The organism is Streptococcus toyakuensis (assembly GCF_024346585.1).
GTDB classification, from domain to species: Bacteria; Bacillota; Bacilli; order Lactobacillales; family Streptococcaceae; genus Streptococcus; species Streptococcus toyakuensis.
The window spans coordinates 429,288-443,857 of record NZ_AP024523.1; the positions used below are offsets into that span (position 1 = coordinate 429,288).

At 41.1% G+C, this 14,570-nt stretch carries 15 protein-coding genes, 1 pseudogene and 1 riboswitch; of the genes and pseudogenes, 9 read left to right on the forward strand and 7 right to left on the reverse strand.

The annotated features are described in order from the left end of the window. Positions 1-57: 57 nt before the first annotated feature. Genes STYK_RS02335 through STYK_RS02345 form a run of 3 tightly spaced genes read left to right on the forward strand, consistent with a single transcriptional unit; the run spans position 58 to position 2,521 of the window. A complete protein-coding gene (locus STYK_RS02335) occupies positions 58-774 on the forward strand; it encodes an ABC transporter ATP-binding protein (RefSeq protein WP_084946772.1) in 717 nt (238 codons plus the stop codon). 1 nt (position 775) lies between these two features. Further along, a complete protein-coding gene (locus tag STYK_RS02340; protein ID WP_084946775.1) occupies positions 776-1,858 on the forward strand; it encodes an ABC transporter permease in 1,083 nt (360 codons plus the stop codon). Between the two features lie 39 nt (positions 1,859-1,897). Further along, the gene (locus STYK_RS02345) at positions 1,898-2,521 is read left to right on the forward strand and encodes a TetR/AcrR family transcriptional regulator (protein ID WP_261048381.1); all 624 of its coding nucleotides are present in this window, start codon (positions 1,898-1,900) and stop codon (positions 2,519-2,521) included. 205 nt (positions 2,522-2,726) lie between these two features. On the opposite strand, the pseudogene STYK_RS02350 reads toward STYK_RS02345, so the two are convergent. Next, a pseudogene (locus tag STYK_RS02350) lies at positions 2,727-3,186 on the reverse strand (HXXEE domain-containing protein); the annotation flags it as partial. Between the two features lie 31 nt (positions 3,187-3,217). Next, entirely contained in the window at positions 3,218-3,757 is a 540-nt protein-coding gene (locus STYK_RS02355; protein WP_261048382.1) for a TetR/AcrR family transcriptional regulator, read from the reverse strand. 132 nt (positions 3,758-3,889) lie between these two features. On the opposite strand from STYK_RS02355, the gene STYK_RS02360 reads away from it, so the two are divergent. The 3 genes from STYK_RS02360 (at position 3,890) to STYK_RS02370 (ending at position 6,411) form a co-directional block, all read left to right on the forward strand. Beyond that, positions 3,890-4,780 (forward strand): cation diffusion facilitator family transporter, encoded by an 891-nt coding sequence (locus STYK_RS02360; protein WP_261805152.1) that lies wholly within the window; start codon positions 3,890-3,892, stop codon positions 4,778-4,780. A 239-nt stretch (positions 4,781-5,019) separates the two neighbouring features. Then, the gene (gene nmlR / locus STYK_RS02365; RefSeq protein WP_001022624.1) at positions 5,020-5,373 is read left to right on the forward strand and encodes a stress response transcriptional regulator NmlR; all 354 of its coding nucleotides are present in this window, start codon (positions 5,020-5,022) and stop codon (positions 5,371-5,373) included. Beyond that, positions 5,374-6,411 carry a zinc-binding dehydrogenase gene (locus STYK_RS02370; protein WP_004259103.1) on the forward strand — a complete coding sequence of 346 codons (1,038 nt, stop codon included), beginning with the start codon at positions 5,374-5,376 and terminating at the stop codon, positions 6,409-6,411. It abuts the gene before it with no gap. A gap of 67 nt (positions 6,412-6,478) precedes the next feature. Here STYK_RS02370 and galR read toward each other — a convergent pair whose 3' ends face one another. Continuing rightward, positions 6,479-7,480, reverse strand: a complete 1,002-nt coding sequence (galR, locus tag STYK_RS02375; RefSeq protein WP_261052675.1) for a DNA-binding transcriptional regulator GalR — start codon at positions 7,478-7,480, stop codon at positions 6,479-6,481. A gap of 163 nt (positions 7,481-7,643) precedes the next feature. Between galR and STYK_RS02380 the strand changes: the two genes are divergently transcribed. The 3 genes from STYK_RS02380 (at position 7,644) to STYK_RS02390 (ending at position 10,796) form a co-directional block, all read left to right on the forward strand. After that, positions 7,644-8,822, forward strand: coding sequence for a galactokinase (locus tag STYK_RS02380; protein ID WP_261805153.1), 1,179 nt, complete (start codon positions 7,644-7,646; stop codon positions 8,820-8,822). 18 nt (positions 8,823-8,840) lie between these two features. Beyond that, positions 8,841-10,322 carry a UDP-glucose--hexose-1-phosphate uridylyltransferase gene (locus STYK_RS02385; RefSeq protein ID WP_261805154.1) on the forward strand — a complete coding sequence of 494 codons (1,482 nt, stop codon included), beginning with the start codon at positions 8,841-8,843 and terminating at the stop codon, positions 10,320-10,322. A gap of 69 nt (positions 10,323-10,391) precedes the next feature. After that, complete coding sequence (locus STYK_RS02390) at positions 10,392-10,796, forward strand: PaaI family thioesterase (RefSeq protein ID WP_000651223.1); 405 nt, start codon at positions 10,392-10,394, stop codon at positions 10,794-10,796. A 37-nt stretch (positions 10,797-10,833) separates the two neighbouring features. Here the strand turns inward: STYK_RS02390 and STYK_RS02395 are convergent, their stop codons facing one another. From STYK_RS02395 to STYK_RS02410, 4 genes are all read right to left on the reverse strand, one after another. After that, the gene (locus STYK_RS02395) at positions 10,834-12,096 is read right to left on the reverse strand and encodes a nucleobase:cation symporter-2 family protein (RefSeq protein WP_261805155.1); all 1,263 of its coding nucleotides are present in this window, start codon (positions 12,094-12,096) and stop codon (positions 10,834-10,836) included. Beyond that, positions 12,096-12,677 (reverse strand): xanthine phosphoribosyltransferase, encoded by a 582-nt coding sequence (locus STYK_RS02400; protein WP_261805156.1) that lies wholly within the window; start codon positions 12,675-12,677, stop codon positions 12,096-12,098. The genes STYK_RS02395 and STYK_RS02400 overlap by 1 nt, the downstream gene beginning before the upstream one ends. Positions 12,678-12,807: 130 nt before the next feature. Then, a riboswitch (purine riboswitch) is annotated at positions 12,808-12,903 on the reverse strand. Positions 12,904-13,127: 224 nt separating this feature from the next. After that, complete coding sequence (locus STYK_RS02405; RefSeq protein WP_101782369.1) at positions 13,128-13,514, reverse strand: bleomycin resistance protein; 387 nt, start codon at positions 13,512-13,514, stop codon at positions 13,128-13,130. An 11-nt stretch (positions 13,515-13,525) separates the two neighbouring features. Further along, positions 13,526-14,353, reverse strand: coding sequence for an exodeoxyribonuclease III (locus STYK_RS02410; protein ID WP_261805157.1), 828 nt, complete (start codon positions 14,351-14,353; stop codon positions 13,526-13,528). Positions 14,354-14,570: the final 217 nt, after the last annotated feature.

The window sequence follows — 14,570 nt, forward strand, 5'->3', positions numbered from 1 at the left end:
TCACTATAATAGTTTTATATTCTAAGAGTGAGTGAACACTTACCTAGGAGGATTCAAATGAAAACATTGCTACATTTACAAGATTTAGAAAAATCTTTTGGTCGTCAAATGGTCTTAGATCACGTTGGTTTTGATTTACAGCCTGGAGAAATCATTGGTCTAATTGGTCCATCAGGTGCTGGTAAATCAACTATGATTAAAACTATGCTAGGAATGGCAAAGGCGGATAGCGGTATCGCTTTAGTCTTGAATCATACTATGCCAAATCGTCATATTTTAGGTGATATTGGCTATATGGCTCAGTCTGATGCTCTTTATGAGGCCTTGTCAGGACAAGAAAATTTAGAATTTTTCGGTCAGCTAAAAGGTCTTTCCAAAAAAGATTTAAAGGATGAAATTGCCCATGTAGCTCAAGTGGTCGATCTAACAGATCACTTAAATAAGGCAGTATCTGGTTATTCCGGAGGGATGAAACGACGCTTGTCGCTAGCCATTGCGCTTTTAGGAAATCCGCAACTCTTGATTTTAGACGAACCAACGGTTGGAATCGACCCTTCTCTTCGAAAGAAAATCTGGGAAGAATTAATCATGCTTAGAGACAAGGGGGTAGGAATTCTAGTAACAACCCATGTCATGGATGAAGCAGAGCTGACAGATAAGGTTGGTCTCTTGTTAGGTGGAAACATCATTGCCTTTGATACACCAAAAAATCTTAAAGAAAGTTATGGTGTGTCAAGTATTGAAGAAGTCTTTTTGAAAGTAGAAGGAGAGTAAGATGAGAACTCTAGCTATTACGAAAAAAGTGATAAAAGAATTGCTTCGTGACAAACGAACCCTTGCCATGATGTTTGTAGCCCCAGTTTTTATCATGTGGTTGATGAACCTTATGTTTTCAGCTAGCACAACCGTGAATATTAAACTAGCGGCACAAAATCTTCCAACTAGTTTGGTGACGAAAATGGATGATTTGGATCATGTTAGTGTACAGACTTACAATGATCTCAATCAAGCGAAGAAAGACTTAGCTGATGAAAAAGTAGATGCGGTGGTTTCTTATAAAAATGGTGAATATCAGGTCGATTATGCAAATACAGATGCCTCTAAAACATCTATGACTCGACAAGTATTGCGAACCAGTATCGCTAGTGAAGGAAGTAATCAATTACTAGCTCGTATCAAGCAAGCTCTCCCAAACTTGAATTTGGAGGTAAAAGCACCGGAAATCAGGGAATCCTACCAATATGGTGATGAAAATACAAACTTCTTTACAAGTATGATTCCAGTTTTGATAGGCTTTGTAGTTTTCTTTTTTGTTTTTTTGATTTCAGGAATGGCACTTTTGAAAGAGCGTACCAGTGGTACACTAGAGCGTTTATTAGCAACTCCAGTCAAACGTTCTGAAATCGTATATGGTTACATGTTGTCTTACGGTATCATTGCGATTTTTCAGACAGCAGTGGTAGTTCTAGCAGCCATTTGGTTATTAGATATAGAAGTTGTCGGAAATCTATTTAATGTTATAATAGTTAATGTAGTACTGGCTCTTGTAGCTTTGGCCTTTGGAATTCTCTTATCTACCTTGGCGAAATCAGAATTCCAAATGATGCAATTTATTCCTCTTGTGATTATGCCGCAGCTCTTTTTCTCAGGAATTATTCCATTGTCATCAATGGGAGACTGGGCTCAGACGGTCGGTTTATTTTTGCCTTTGACCTACTCAGGTGATGCGATGAGTCAGATTATTCTTTACGGACGTGGTATTGGAGATGTTTTGCCAAATATCGGCGTTCTACTGATTTTCCTTGTCATTTTGACAATTCTCAATATTGTAGGATTACGACGTTATCGTAAAGTTTAAAGAAAAACACAAAAAAATACTAAAAGGGATGAATGTTTAATGGATAAGACAATTTTTGAATCATTTGAAGATTACTTAGAGGAAGCAAATTATCCTCAAGGGAAGAAAAAAATCATGCGGTCGGCAGTAGATCTCATTTCGACCAAAGGCTATAATGGCACCTCCACCCTTCAAATAGCTGAGCATGCTGGATTCAGTCAGGCTACGTTATTTAAGTATTTTAAAACGAAAGTCGATTTGTTAACGGCTATTTTACACCCTGTAGTTCCAGGACTATTTGGAAGTTTTTTTGAAAAACTGTTAACTTTTGAAACGACAGAAGAAAAAGTTCATTATCTTGTCCATAATCGAATGACCTATCTAAAAAATAATCGTGCTCTGATAAAAATCATTCTTCATGAAACATTCTCTAATAATAAACTAAGAAATGAACAGAAATTTATATGGAATACTATCCAGGATAAACTTCTGATGCTCCACAAGGAATTGTTGGAAGATCCACGTGTTAATCCTGAATTAACGATTTCTCAAATGGTTCGCATCTGTATGGGTCCTTTGTTAGCTTACTTCTCTCAACTATATGTCGTTGGCGACAATGGCGAATTGAGAGAAGAGGACTTAGACTTGTTAGAAAAACAAATCTTAGGTGGTTTGTGGAAGTAGCAAGTTTCTAAATATAGAATGAAAAAACAACTTTTAAAAGTTGTTTTTTGTTTAATTGGATTTTATACTCAATGAAAATCAAAAAGCAAACTAGGAAGCTAGCCGCAGGCTGTACTTGAGTACGGCAAGGTGAAGCTGACGTGGTTTGAATTTGATTTTCGAAGAGTATTAGTTTTTTTCTGCGCGAGATATTATCTGTATTAGCTTTTTGATTTATCTGATGTAGACTCATAAATGATAATACATGATTTAATAGGATAAGTAATAAGGTGAAAAGTGAGTATCCGTACAGTTCAATAGGTATGTCATTAATATAGTATAGAGAAAACAAACTTGTAAAAAAAACGTTAATAAGCCAGGTACATATTTTTAATAAGAATTGTTTGAATCAGACGCCCAAACACGTGGTAGATATAAGCGATTACGCTGGTCACGTAGATGGTATAGTTGTGAAACTGATAACTAAGAAAAAGTGATAGGAGCAGAATTAGAAACTGCTCCATGACAATGGTGTTGAAAGCAAAAGGAGTGTAATAATTTAGGATTCGATTACCTGGAAACTGTGAGGATAGTTTGTTGAAAAAGGCTGGTATTCATAGGATTTCTTCCAGTTCATGAAGCATAAATAAACTCGGAAAAAGGAAATAAAATTGTAGGGTAGACATGAAAGCCGGTCCTTTCTAGATAACATGAGGTTCATTTAGAGTTTGCGTGTAGTATCTCCAAATAAAACTGGACAACTTCCTGGTCTGTAAAGTCTTGTCCTTTTTTGAGCCACCAGGTCAATGTCTCGATAAAGTTGGACACGACTAAGTGTTGGAGGTAAGAAATAGGTAGACTCGGGTGACCTTCTTTTAAATCATCAGCTAGCACGGAATAGACATGGTGTTCTAGTTCTTTATGGAGTTGACGGAGGAAGTAGTCATTTTTGGAAAATAGCAGACTAGTGATATGGTCTTGGTTTTTCTGAAAATGCAGAAAGAGGTGGGCGAGGTAATCTTTGGTTGAAATGGCTTGCTCTCTTTCAAAGAGATGATGGAAGAGGTAGCGACAGAGCTCATCCAGAAGTAGCTCCTTGCTCTCATAGTGACAGTAAAAGGTAGAACGTCCCACATCTGCGAGATCAATGATATCCTGAACAGTAGTAGCCTCGTAGCCCTTAGCATTCAAAAGTTGTAGAAAAGCTTGATAGATAGCTTTTTTTGTTTTACTGATACGGCGGTCAATCTTAGTCATATGGACATTTGAGGCAAATTGTTCAGAACTGAATAAAGCTGACGCTTTGCTTCTATCCTTTCTTTGAGTTTTAGTGGATAATGATAATGAACAAGATGTTCATGAATCTATTATAACAAAGGAATGAGAAATATGAAGGCAAAATATGCTATTTGGTTAGCTTTTTTCTTAAATTTGACTTATGCCATTGTCGAGTTTATTGCAGGTGGAGTATTTGGTTCGAGCGCTGTTCTTGCTGACTCTGTGCATGACTTGGGAGATGCGATTGCAATTGGAATATCAGCTTTTCTAGAAACCATCTCTAATCGTGAAGAAGATAATCAGTACTCCTTGGGTTATAAGCGGTTTAGTCTGCTAGGAGCCTTGGTAACAGCGATAATACTCATGACAGGATCTGTTCTAGTCATTTTGGAAAATGTTACGAAGATTTTAAATCCGCAACCAGTCAATGACGAGGGGATTCTCTGGTTAGGGATTATTGCGATTACTATTAATGTGTTAGCGAGTCTAGTGGTTAGTAAGGGAAAGACAAAGAATGAGTCTATTCTGAGTCTGCATTTTCTGGAAGATACCTTGGGTTGGGTGGCTGTTATCTTGATGGCCATTATTCTTCGATTTACGGATTGGTATATCCTAGATCCGCTTTTGTCCCTTGTCATTTCTTTCTTTATTCTTTCAAAAGCCCTTCCACGTTTTTGGTCTACAGTCAAGATTTTTTTGGATGCTGTGCCGGAAGGTATTAATATCAAGCAAGTAAAGAGTGGCCTGGAGCGATTGGACAATGTGGCTAGCCTTAATCAGCTTAATCTCTGGACTATGGATGGTTTGGAAAAAAATGCCATTGTCCATGTTTGTATAAAAGAAATGGGGAATATGGAAGCTTGTAAAGAATCTATTCGAATTTTCCTCAAAGATTGTGGTTTCCAAAATATTACCATTGAAGTGGATGCTGACTTAGAAACCCACCGAGAACATAAGCGTCAGGTGTGTGACTTGGAGCCGAATCATGGGCATCGTCATTAGAAAAAAATGAAAAATACTTGGGTACTATCTTATTTGGAATAGAGTAATTTTTTTATTATTTAGATATATTAAAAGATTGGTAAGTTAAGAGCATTGTATAAACTCCATTACATGATTGATAATTATAAAAAATTTTTCGATTAGATACAAAATGCTTGACTTGGAGTCAACTCAAAGTTATATAATAAGATAAGTGAGTTAGAATAGCTTAAATTCAGTGAATGAGAGGAGGTTAGTGTATGAATATTAAATCTGCTAGTGACTTGTTGGGAATTTCAGCGGATACGATTCGGTACTATGAACGGGTTGGTCTTGTGCCACCGATTACTCGAACTGCAACTGGAATTCGTGATTTTCAAGATCATGATATTGAAGCTCTGGAATTTATTAAGTGTTTTCGTTCGGCAGGTGTCTCTGTAGATAGTTTAGTTGACTATATGTCTCTCTACCAAAAGGGGGATGAAACGCGAGAGAAAAGGCTTGGTATTTTAGAAGAGGAAAAGAAAAAATTAGAGGAGCGCTTGTCTCAGTTACAGGTGGCTTTAAATCGCTTAAATCTCAAAATTAAACTTTACAAGGAAGGAAAAATTTAAATGAAATCAGCAGTATATACAAAGGCAGGTCAGGTTGGTCTTGCTACAATTGAACGTCCGCAAATTATAGACGCAGATGATGCGATTATTCGTGTAGTTCGTGCGTGCGTTTGCGGATCGGATCTATGGAGGTACCGTAATCCAGAAACGAAAGCTGGACACAAAAATAGTGGACACGAAGCGATTGGGATTGTCGAAGAAACTGGGGAATCCATTACGACGGTGAAACCAGGTGACTTTGTCATTGTCCCTTTTACCCATGGATGTGGTGAATGTGATGCCTGTCTTGCTGGCTTTGACGGTTCTTGCGATAATCATATTGGTAATAACTTGGGAGGCGATTTTCAGGCGGAATATATTCGTTTTCACTATGCAAACTGGGCGCTGGTTAAAATCCCTGGACAACCTTCTGACTACACAGAAGGTATGCTAAAGTCCCTCTTGACTCTTGCAGATGTTATGCCGACAGGCTATCATGCGGCGCGTGTTGCTAATGTTCAAAAAGGGGATAAGGTTGTGGTCATTGGTGATGGTGCTGTAGGTCAATGTGCTGTCATCGCGGCGAAGATGCGTGGTGCGTCGCAAATTATCCTCATGAGTCGTCATGAAGATCGTCAAAAGATGGCTCTGGAGTCGGGTGCGACAGCTTTTGTAGCTGAGCGAGGTCAAGAAGGTATTGCCAAGGTGCGTGAAATTCTCAGTGGCGGAGCGGACGCAGCACTTGAATGTGTTGGTACGGAGGCTGCTGTAGAACAGGCGCTAGGTGTCCTTCATAATGGAGGGCGTATGGGATTTGTAGGAGTCCCACACTATAATAATCGTGCTCTTGGTTCGACATTTATGCAAAATATCTCTGTAGCAGGTGGGGCAGCTTCTGCGACAACATATGATAAGCAATTTTTACTAAAAGCCGTCCTTGATGGTGATATCAATCCAGGCCGTGTCTTTACTTCAAGCTATAAATTAGAAGATATTGATCAAGCTTATAAAGATATGGATGAACGTAAGACCATTAAGTCTATGATTGTGATGGCCTAAAAAAGAAAATCCTAATGGAGATTTGAGACTCTCTATTAGGATTTTTTGTCATTTTTAATTTGTGGAGTTATGGCAGAGTACTCTCTCTCAATGTCAGTCTGGTTCCCAGCATGGTTAGGCTAGGGATTTTCCGACCGTGGAGTACTTCCTTATTAAGAATATCCATACCTGCTCGGCCCATTTCTTCGGTATAGACGGTGATGCTAGAGAGGGGAGGATAGACTTGCTTGGTCAGGCTAGTATCGTTAAAGGAAATAAGACTGACGCGGTCTGGCAGGTTGATTCCAGCTTCTTGGAGCGCACGGAGGGAACCGATAGCTAAACTATCGCTGGCTGCGAAAAAGGCTGGCGGGAGTTGATCTCCCAAGTTCTGAATGGCTTCCTTCATCAAGTCATAGCCAGACTGGGCGGTAAAGCTTCCTTGAAAGACCAGTTCATCATGATAAATTCCCTTCGCTTGACTGTAGTTTCTGAAATTTTCCAGCCGCTTATCCTCAATGATTTCTTCTTGGTCGGTTGTTTCCTCAAGCCCTGTTAGAATCCCAATACGGTCCATCCCTTGACTGAGGAAATAATCGACAACCTGTTTCATGGCAGTGTAAAAGTCCGTGATAATGCAGGTGTGTCCCAGTGAGAGGGTATCACTGTCTAGAAAGACAAGAGGCTTTTGGTATTCTTCAAAGGCAGAGATCTGAGCTCGACTAAACTTTCCGATGCAGAGAATCCCGATGACTTCCTCGCTCAGTGTAAAAGGATGGTCATTAAAATAGCGTAAAATATCATAGTCCAGTTCTTGGGCTCTTTTTTCTATGCCTAGGCGAATCTGGTAGTAGTAGAGATCGTCTAGCTCCCCTTGTTCGCTGACCCATTGGATAATGGCAATCTTTTGCTTGGGCTTGTGGGACTCGCCTGTCTTGAGGTGCTTGGTGTAGCCCAGCTCTTCAGCAACAGTTAAAATACGGTGTCTGGTTTCTTCTGTAACAGATAGACTCTGGTCGCGATTGAGGACACGGGATACGGTCGCGATAGAGACAGAGGCTAGCTGTGCAATGTCTTTTAAGGTAGCCATAAATCCTCCTTGATTAGATTAGTATATCATATTTTTCTGCTTTTTACCGATAGTTTAGTAAAATTTTAGTAAAAAGGATTGACCTTGGAAAATCCCTTGGATACAATAGAAGAAAACGATTACACGTTAAGGTGACTTAACGGACAGTAAAAGGAGAAATCATATGACACAACATCTTACTGCTGAAACTCTTCGCAAAGACTTTCTTGCTGTTTTTGGTCAAGAAGCAGACCAAACTTTCTTTTCACCAGGTCGTATCAATTTGATTGGTGAACACACAGACTACAACGGTGGGCACGTTTTTCCTGCTGCTATTTCCTTGGGAACTTACGGTGCAGCTCGTAAGCGTGACGACCAAGTTTTACGTTTCTACTCAGCTAACTTTGAGGACAAGGGTATTATCGAAGTGCCTCTCGCCGACCTCAAGTTTGAAAAAGAGCACAACTGGACCAACTATCCAAAAGGTGTCCTTCATTTCTTGCAAGAAGCTGGACACGTGATTGACAAAGGTTTTGATTTTTATGTTTATGGGAATATCCCAAATGGTGCTGGCTTGTCTTCTTCAGCATCCCTTGAACTCTTGACAGGAGTCGTGGCAGAGCATCTCTTTGATTTAAAATTAGAGCGTCTCGATTTGGTTAAAATTGGAAAACAAACAGAAAATAACTTTATCGGAGTCAACTCTGGTATCATGGACCAATTTGCTATTGGTATGGGGGCTGATCAACGTGCTATTTACCTTGATACCAACAACTTAGAGTATGATTTGGTACCACTTGATTTGAAGGACAATGTCGTTGTTATCATGAACACTAACAAACGCCGTGAATTGGCGGATTCTAAATACAATGAACGTCGTGCTGAGTGTGAAAAAGCAGTGGAAGAATTGCAAGTTGCTTTAGATATTCAGACCTTGGGTGAATTGGATGAGTGGGCCTTTGACCAATACAGCTATCTGATTAAAGATGAAAATCGTTTGAAACGTGCTCGCCATGCTGTGCTTGAAAACCAACGTACCCTCAAAGCTCAAGTAGCCCTTCAAGCAGGAGATTTGGAAACATTTGGTCGTTTGATGAATGCGTCACACGTTTCTCTGGAGCATGACTATGAAGTAACTGGTTTGGAATTGGATACTCTTGTTCACACAGCTTGGACACAAGAAGGTGTTCTCGGTGCTCGTATGACAGGGGCAGGTTTTGGTGGATGTGCCATTGCCTTGGTTCAAAAAGATGCTGTTGATGCCTTTAAGGAAGCTGTTGGCAAACACTACGAGGAAGTAGTTGGATACGCTCCAAGCTTCTATATCGCTGAAGTTGCAGGTGGCACTCGCGTCCTTGACTAGTCAAAAGGAGGCTCTATAGTGACCTTAGTAGATAAATTTGTAACACATGTCATTTCTGAAAGTTCATTTGAGGAAATGGATCGAATCTACCTGACCAATCGTGTCTTGGCACGAGTGGGAGACGGTGTTTTGGAAGTTGAGACCAATCTGGATAAAGTGATTGACCTCAAGGACCAGCTGGTTGAGGAAGCTGTTCGATTAGAAACGATTGAGGATAGTCAGACTGAGCGTGAAATCCTCGGTGCTGAACTGATGGACTTGGTGACCCCTTGTCCAAGTCAGGTCAATCGTGACTTTTGGGCAACCTACGCCCGATCTCCTGAGCAATCGATAGAGGATTTTTACCAACTCAGTCAGAAAAATGACTACATCAAACTCAAGGCCATTGCTAAAAATATTGCTTATCGTGTTCCATCTGATTACGGTGAACTTGAAATTACTATCAATCTCTCTAAGCCTGAAAAGGATCCCAAAGAGATTGCGGCAGCCAAGTTGGTGCAAGCTAGTAATTATCCTCAGTGTCAGCTTTGTCTAGAGAATGAGGGCTATCATGGTCGGGTCAACCACCCAGCTCGTAGCAACCACCGTATTATCCGCTTTGAAATGGCGGGTCAGGAGTGGGGGTTCCAGTATTCGCCCTATGCTTACTTTAATGAGCACTGTATTTTCTTAGATGGCCAGCATCGTCCCATGGCTATCAGTCGTCAGAGTTTTGAGCGTCTGCTAGCTATCGTAGAGCAGTTTCCGGGCTATTTTGCTGGATCTAATGCCGACTTGCCGATTGTGGGGGGCTCTATTCTAACTCATGATCATTATCAGGGAGGCCGTCACGTATTTCCTATGGAATTGGCTCCCTTGCAAAAGACTTTCTCTTTTACTGGTTTTGAACAGGTCAAGGCTGGGATTGTCAAGTGGCCTATGTCTGTCCTACGTTTGACTTCGGATTCCAAAGAGGAACTAATCAACTTGGCTGACAAGATTTTGCAGGAATGGCGCCAGTATTCAGATCCTGCAGTGCAGATTTTGGCAGAAACAGACGGGATACCGCATCATACCATTACACCTATAGCGCGTAAGCGTGATGGACAGTTTGAGTTGGACTTAGTCTTGAGAGACAATCAGACTTCTGCAGAACATCCTGATGGCATCTATCATCCTCACAATGATGTTCAACATATCAAGAAGGAAAATATCGGCTTGATTGAGGTCATGGGCTTGGCAATCTTGCCACCACGTCTAAAAGAAGAAGTGGAGCAAGTCGCTAGCTATCTTGTAGGAGAAGCTGATACGGTTGCCTCTTATCATCAGGAATGGGTAGACCGACTTAGAGCCCAATATCCAGACATAACAGATAAAGAAAAAGCTCTTGAAATCGTCAAGGACTCTGTTGGTGCTATCTTTGCGCGTGTACTTGAGGATGCAGGAGTCTACAAGCAGACGGAACAAGGGCAGACAGCCTTTATGCGCTTTGTGGAACAGGTCGGAATTTTACCAGACTAGGAGCTTTCTCCTTGCATAGTCCTATAAAAAGTAGTATCATAGTGTCGTTTGAAATATCAGGAGGAAACGATGAAAGATTTTCATTTTGACGCTATATCTGCCTTTGAAAATTACGAAATTGAACAAATGAGAGATGGTCACGTTGTGGTGACGACCAAAGTAGTGGACTCGTCGCTCAACTACTATGGCAATGCCCATGGAGGCTATCTCTTTACCCTTTGTGACCAGATCAGCGGTTTGGTGGTCATCTCGCTGGGGCTAGATGGAGTGACACTCCAGTCCTCTATCAACTACCTTAAGGCAGGAAAACTCGACGATGTGCTGACCATTAAAGGAGAATGTGTCCATCAAGGTCGTACAACCTGTGTCGTGGATGTTGATATTACCAATCAAGAGGGCAGAAATGTCTGCAAGGCAACCTTCACCATGTTTGTCACAGGCCAGCGGTCAGAAGATAGACAGGTAAGGATATAGATATAGATAAACAAAAAGAGGCTCGCACCTCTTTTTCTTATTTCTTTTTATGATTTAATACTGCATTGAGGACAATGGCGAGTAGACTGGCTACGACGATTCCGTTTGAGAAGAACATTTGGAAGGCTGTCGGCATGCTGATAAAGAGATTACTGTTGTTGAGTCCGACACCTGCAGCGATGGAAACTGCTGCGATAAGAAAGTTGTGTTCATTGTTAGCAAAGTCAACACGAGCGAGGATTTGCATCCCTTGAATAGATACAAAACCAAACATCACCAGCATGGCACCACCGAGGACAGGGCTTGGAATGATTTGGGCAAGGGCGCCAAACTTAGGAAGGAGTCCAAGGAGAACCAGGAAACCAGCTGCGTAGTAGATTGGCAGGCGAGTCTTGATACCTGACAATTTAACCAAACCAACGTTTTGTGAAAATCCTGTGTAAGGGAAGGTGTTAAAGATTCCTCCGAGAAGTACGGCCAAACCTTCTGCGCGGTAACCGTTGCGAAGGCGCGTGCTGTCGATTGGGTCTTTCGTGATATCAGACAAGGCTAGGTAAACACCAGTCGACTCAACCATAGATACTGTTGCGATGATACACATCATTACAATAGATGAGATTTCAAAGGTTGGCATCCCAAAGTAGAGTGGAGTTGGGACATGGACAAGTGGTGCTGCTGCAACAGGAGAGAAGTCAACCAAGCCCATGCTGGCAGCAATGGCAGTTCCAACAACCAGACCAATCAAAATAGAGATAGACTTGATAAATCCTTTGGTAAAGATGTTAATCAAGAGGATAATTAGAACAGTGATAGCTGCAAGCAAGAGACATTGACTAGTTGGCTCTGGAACGTTATTTCCCATATTTCCAATAGCGACAGGAATCAAGGTTAAACCAATCGTGGTAATAACAGATCCTGTTACGATAGATGGGAAGAGATTGGCAACTTTTGAGAAGATGCCTGAAACAAGAACCACGTAAATCCCTGATGCGATAAGGGCACCAAACATAGCACCACTACCATGGCTTTGCCCAATCATAATCAAGGGAGCGACGGATTGGAAAGCAACTCCAAGAACGACTGGGAGTCCAATCCCAAAGTATTTGTTGAGTTGGAGTTGGAGGAAGGTTGCCACCCCACACATGAAGATATCTGTGGAAATCAGGTAGGTCAACTGCTCAGTTGAATAGCCAAGGGCTGTCGCAATCATGATAGGAACCAGGATGGATCCTGAGTACATGGCTAGTAAGTGTTGCAAGCCAAGAACGGCTGCTTGCGAATGTTTTTCTTGAGTTTGCATTAGAGATCTGCCTCCTTAAATACGACTTGACCATTTTCAAAACGATCCAAACGAGCGAGTGATAGAACAGGGTAGCCTGCTTTTTCAAGCAAATCACGGCCATCTTGGAAAGATTTTTCAATCACGATACCGATAGCTTCGACTGTGGCACCAGCTTGTTCGATGATTTGAATCAAGCCTTTGGCAGCTTGGCCATTAGCAAGGAAATCGTCGATAATCAAGACCTTGTCCTCTGGTGAGAGGAATTTTCCAGCGATAGAAACGGTGCTGCTCACTTGCTTGGTAAAGGAGTAAACTTCGGCAGTTAAGATACCTTCGTTCATAGTGATGTTCTTAGCTTTTTTAGCAAAAATCATGGGAACGTTTAAGGCCTCAGCTGTAAAAACGGCTGGGGCAATACCTGACGCTTCAATGGTTACGACCTTAGTAATGCCAGCAGAAGCAAATTTTTCCGCAAAGACCTTACCAATCTCTCGCATCAAGCTAAAGTCAACTTGGTGGGTTAAAAAGGAATCCACCTTGAGGATGTTATCACCCAAGATATGCCCATCCTTGAGGATGCGCTCTTCTAATAGTTTCATAAGACCTCCTAAAGTCTAAAAGCCACTACGTTTTCTTGTTTCAGATTTCTATATAGTAAAAACCGATAGAAAAAGGACCTACTTAATCTCTAAGCAAGTCCCTAAAATAGGCATGTCGAAAAAGACCATCCCCTCAAGCTGACTTACTTATTGTTAGGTGTTCCGGCACCTTGTAGAAACGTCGTGCCAATTCACGACATAAACAAGTAAAACGATATTTAATTTTAAATAGGCTTGTTCCAATGTTTTTATTTTACACCAAATGACTTTAGAAATCAAATGTTTTGTTAGTGTTTTGTAATAAAAAACGAACAAATTGAAGAAAAATGGACAAATTATCAATTTTAGGCTAACATTTAGAAGATTTTTCCATCATCAAAGGCACATTATCAAGATTCTTCAAGACCTGACAATATGCCTTTTTCTGATTTGAAAGATTTTTTCTATTGTCTACTCGCTAAATCTTAAAAAATAGCCATCTGGATCTAAAACTGCAAATTCATGAGGATATATAAAGCTATCTCCTACTCGAAATTCTCTTTTTGTCAGGGGACGATGGATAGGATAGTCAGCTTCCAGCAGTTTTTGGTGGAGCTGAGGAACATTTGCAATGCCAAAGGAAATATTGACACCGCGCCCGAAAGGATAGGTCAGCTGAGCTAATTCTTCTGCGCTTCCTTCTTCTAGCATAAGTTGGCAGTCTTCAAGCGAGAGGAAGAGAAATTTCTCCTCTGGACGCTCGTATTCGACAGAGAATCCTAGCAGGTCGCAGTAGAAGTGGCGTGATTTTTCGATGTCAGATACTACAAATTCAGGAATGACAGCTTGATAGTCCATTCACTTTCTCCTTAGAGTTCAATCTCCATGACAATGGGTGTGTGGTCTTGGCGAGCACCTGAGTCAATCATATCGGATTTAGTGACCTTGTCAGCCACGCGGTTGCTTGTCAGCCAGTAGTCGATTCTCCAGCCTGTATTGTTGATTTTAGAAGTCTTGCTGCGCTGTGCCCACCAAGTGTAGCGTTCGGGGACATCGCCGTGAACATGACGGAAAGTATCGGTAAATCCAGTTGCCAAGAGGTTGGTAAATCCAGCACGTTCCTCGTCTGTAAATCCTGGTGAACGGCGGTTGCTGGCAGGATTTGCAAGGTCGATTTCATTGTGGGCTACATTGTAGTCACCGGTTGCAAGGACTGGTTTTTCTTTGTCTAGTTCAGCCAAATATTCCGCATATTTGACATCCCAGACTTGACGTTCTTCCAAGCGTTTGAGTCCATCGCCAGCATTTGGTGTGTAAACTTGGGTTACGAAAAATTCATCAAATTCTAGAGTGATGATACGGCCTTCCAAGTCCATGGTAGACGGAGCACCGATTTCTGGGAAAGTGACAGTGGGTGTGAGTTCTTTCTTATAGAGGAACATGGTTCCAGCATAGCCTTTACGGGCAGGCTCTTGAGAAGAACGCCACGTGTTTTCGTAGTCTGGGAAGAGTTCTTCTAAAATTTCCAAGTGTTTCTTTGTAGGCCCTTTGGCAGAAAGCTTGGTTTCTTGGATAGCAATGATATCAGCATTTTCAGCGACCAAGGTTTGTAGGACTTCTTGGGACAATTTGGCACGAGCTGAGTCACTAGTTAGGGCAGCATTGAGGGAATCAATATTCCATGAGATAAGTTTCATAAAGTTACCTTTTTCATTCAGATTATAGATTTTATTATACCAAAAAAAGGCCTATTTCCCCAACGTATGGTTTGAAAATTACTCTTTAGACTTTATTCTGAGAAAATAAAAATTCCCTAAACTATTTAGAAAAAAATCTAAATAGATCTTGTGTTTAGAATGGAAAGGTGTATAATGTTATTTAGAAAAACATCTAAATAGAAAGTGAAGTGTACAA

What these genes read in the sequence shown, in the direction of transcription:
- STYK_RS02380 (WP_261805153.1), top strand. Translation starts at nt 7,644, where the DNA reads ATGACACAACATCTTACTGCTGAAACTCTTCGCAAAGACTTTCTTGCT.
- STYK_RS02360 (WP_261805152.1), top strand. Translation starts at nt 3,890, where the DNA reads ATGAAGGCAAAATATGCTATTTGGTTAGCTTTTTTCTTAAATTTGACT.
- STYK_RS02355 (WP_261048382.1), bottom strand. Translation starts at nt 3,757, where the DNA reads ATGACTAAGATTGACCGCCGTATCAGTAAAACAAAAAAAGCTATCTAT.
- STYK_RS02340 (WP_084946775.1), top strand. Translation starts at nt 776, where the DNA reads ATGAGAACTCTAGCTATTACGAAAAAAGTGATAAAAGAATTGCTTCGT.
- STYK_RS02405 (WP_101782369.1), bottom strand. Translation starts at nt 13,514, where the DNA reads ATGGACTATCAAGCTGTCATTCCTGAATTTGTAGTATCTGACATCGAA.
- STYK_RS02400 (WP_261805156.1), bottom strand. Translation starts at nt 12,677, where the DNA reads ATGAAACTATTAGAAGAGCGCATCCTCAAGGATGGGCATATCTTGGGT.
- STYK_RS02395 (WP_261805155.1), bottom strand. Translation starts at nt 12,096, where the DNA reads ATGCAAACTCAAGAAAAACATTCGCAAGCAGCCGTTCTTGGCTTGCAA.
- STYK_RS02335 (WP_084946772.1), top strand. Translation starts at nt 58, where the DNA reads ATGAAAACATTGCTACATTTACAAGATTTAGAAAAATCTTTTGGTCGT.
- STYK_RS02345 (WP_261048381.1), top strand. Translation starts at nt 1,898, where the DNA reads ATGGATAAGACAATTTTTGAATCATTTGAAGATTACTTAGAGGAAGCA.
- STYK_RS02410 (WP_261805157.1), bottom strand. Translation starts at nt 14,353, where the DNA reads ATGAAACTTATCTCATGGAATATTGATTCCCTCAATGCTGCCCTAACT.
- galR (WP_261052675.1), bottom strand. Translation starts at nt 7,480, where the DNA reads ATGGCTACCTTAAAAGACATTGCACAGCTAGCCTCTGTCTCTATCGCG.
- nmlR (WP_001022624.1), top strand. Translation starts at nt 5,020, where the DNA reads ATGAATATTAAATCTGCTAGTGACTTGTTGGGAATTTCAGCGGATACG.
- STYK_RS02370 (WP_004259103.1), top strand. Translation starts at nt 5,374, where the DNA reads ATGAAATCAGCAGTATATACAAAGGCAGGTCAGGTTGGTCTTGCTACA.
- STYK_RS02390 (WP_000651223.1), top strand. Translation starts at nt 10,392, where the DNA reads ATGAAAGATTTTCATTTTGACGCTATATCTGCCTTTGAAAATTACGAA.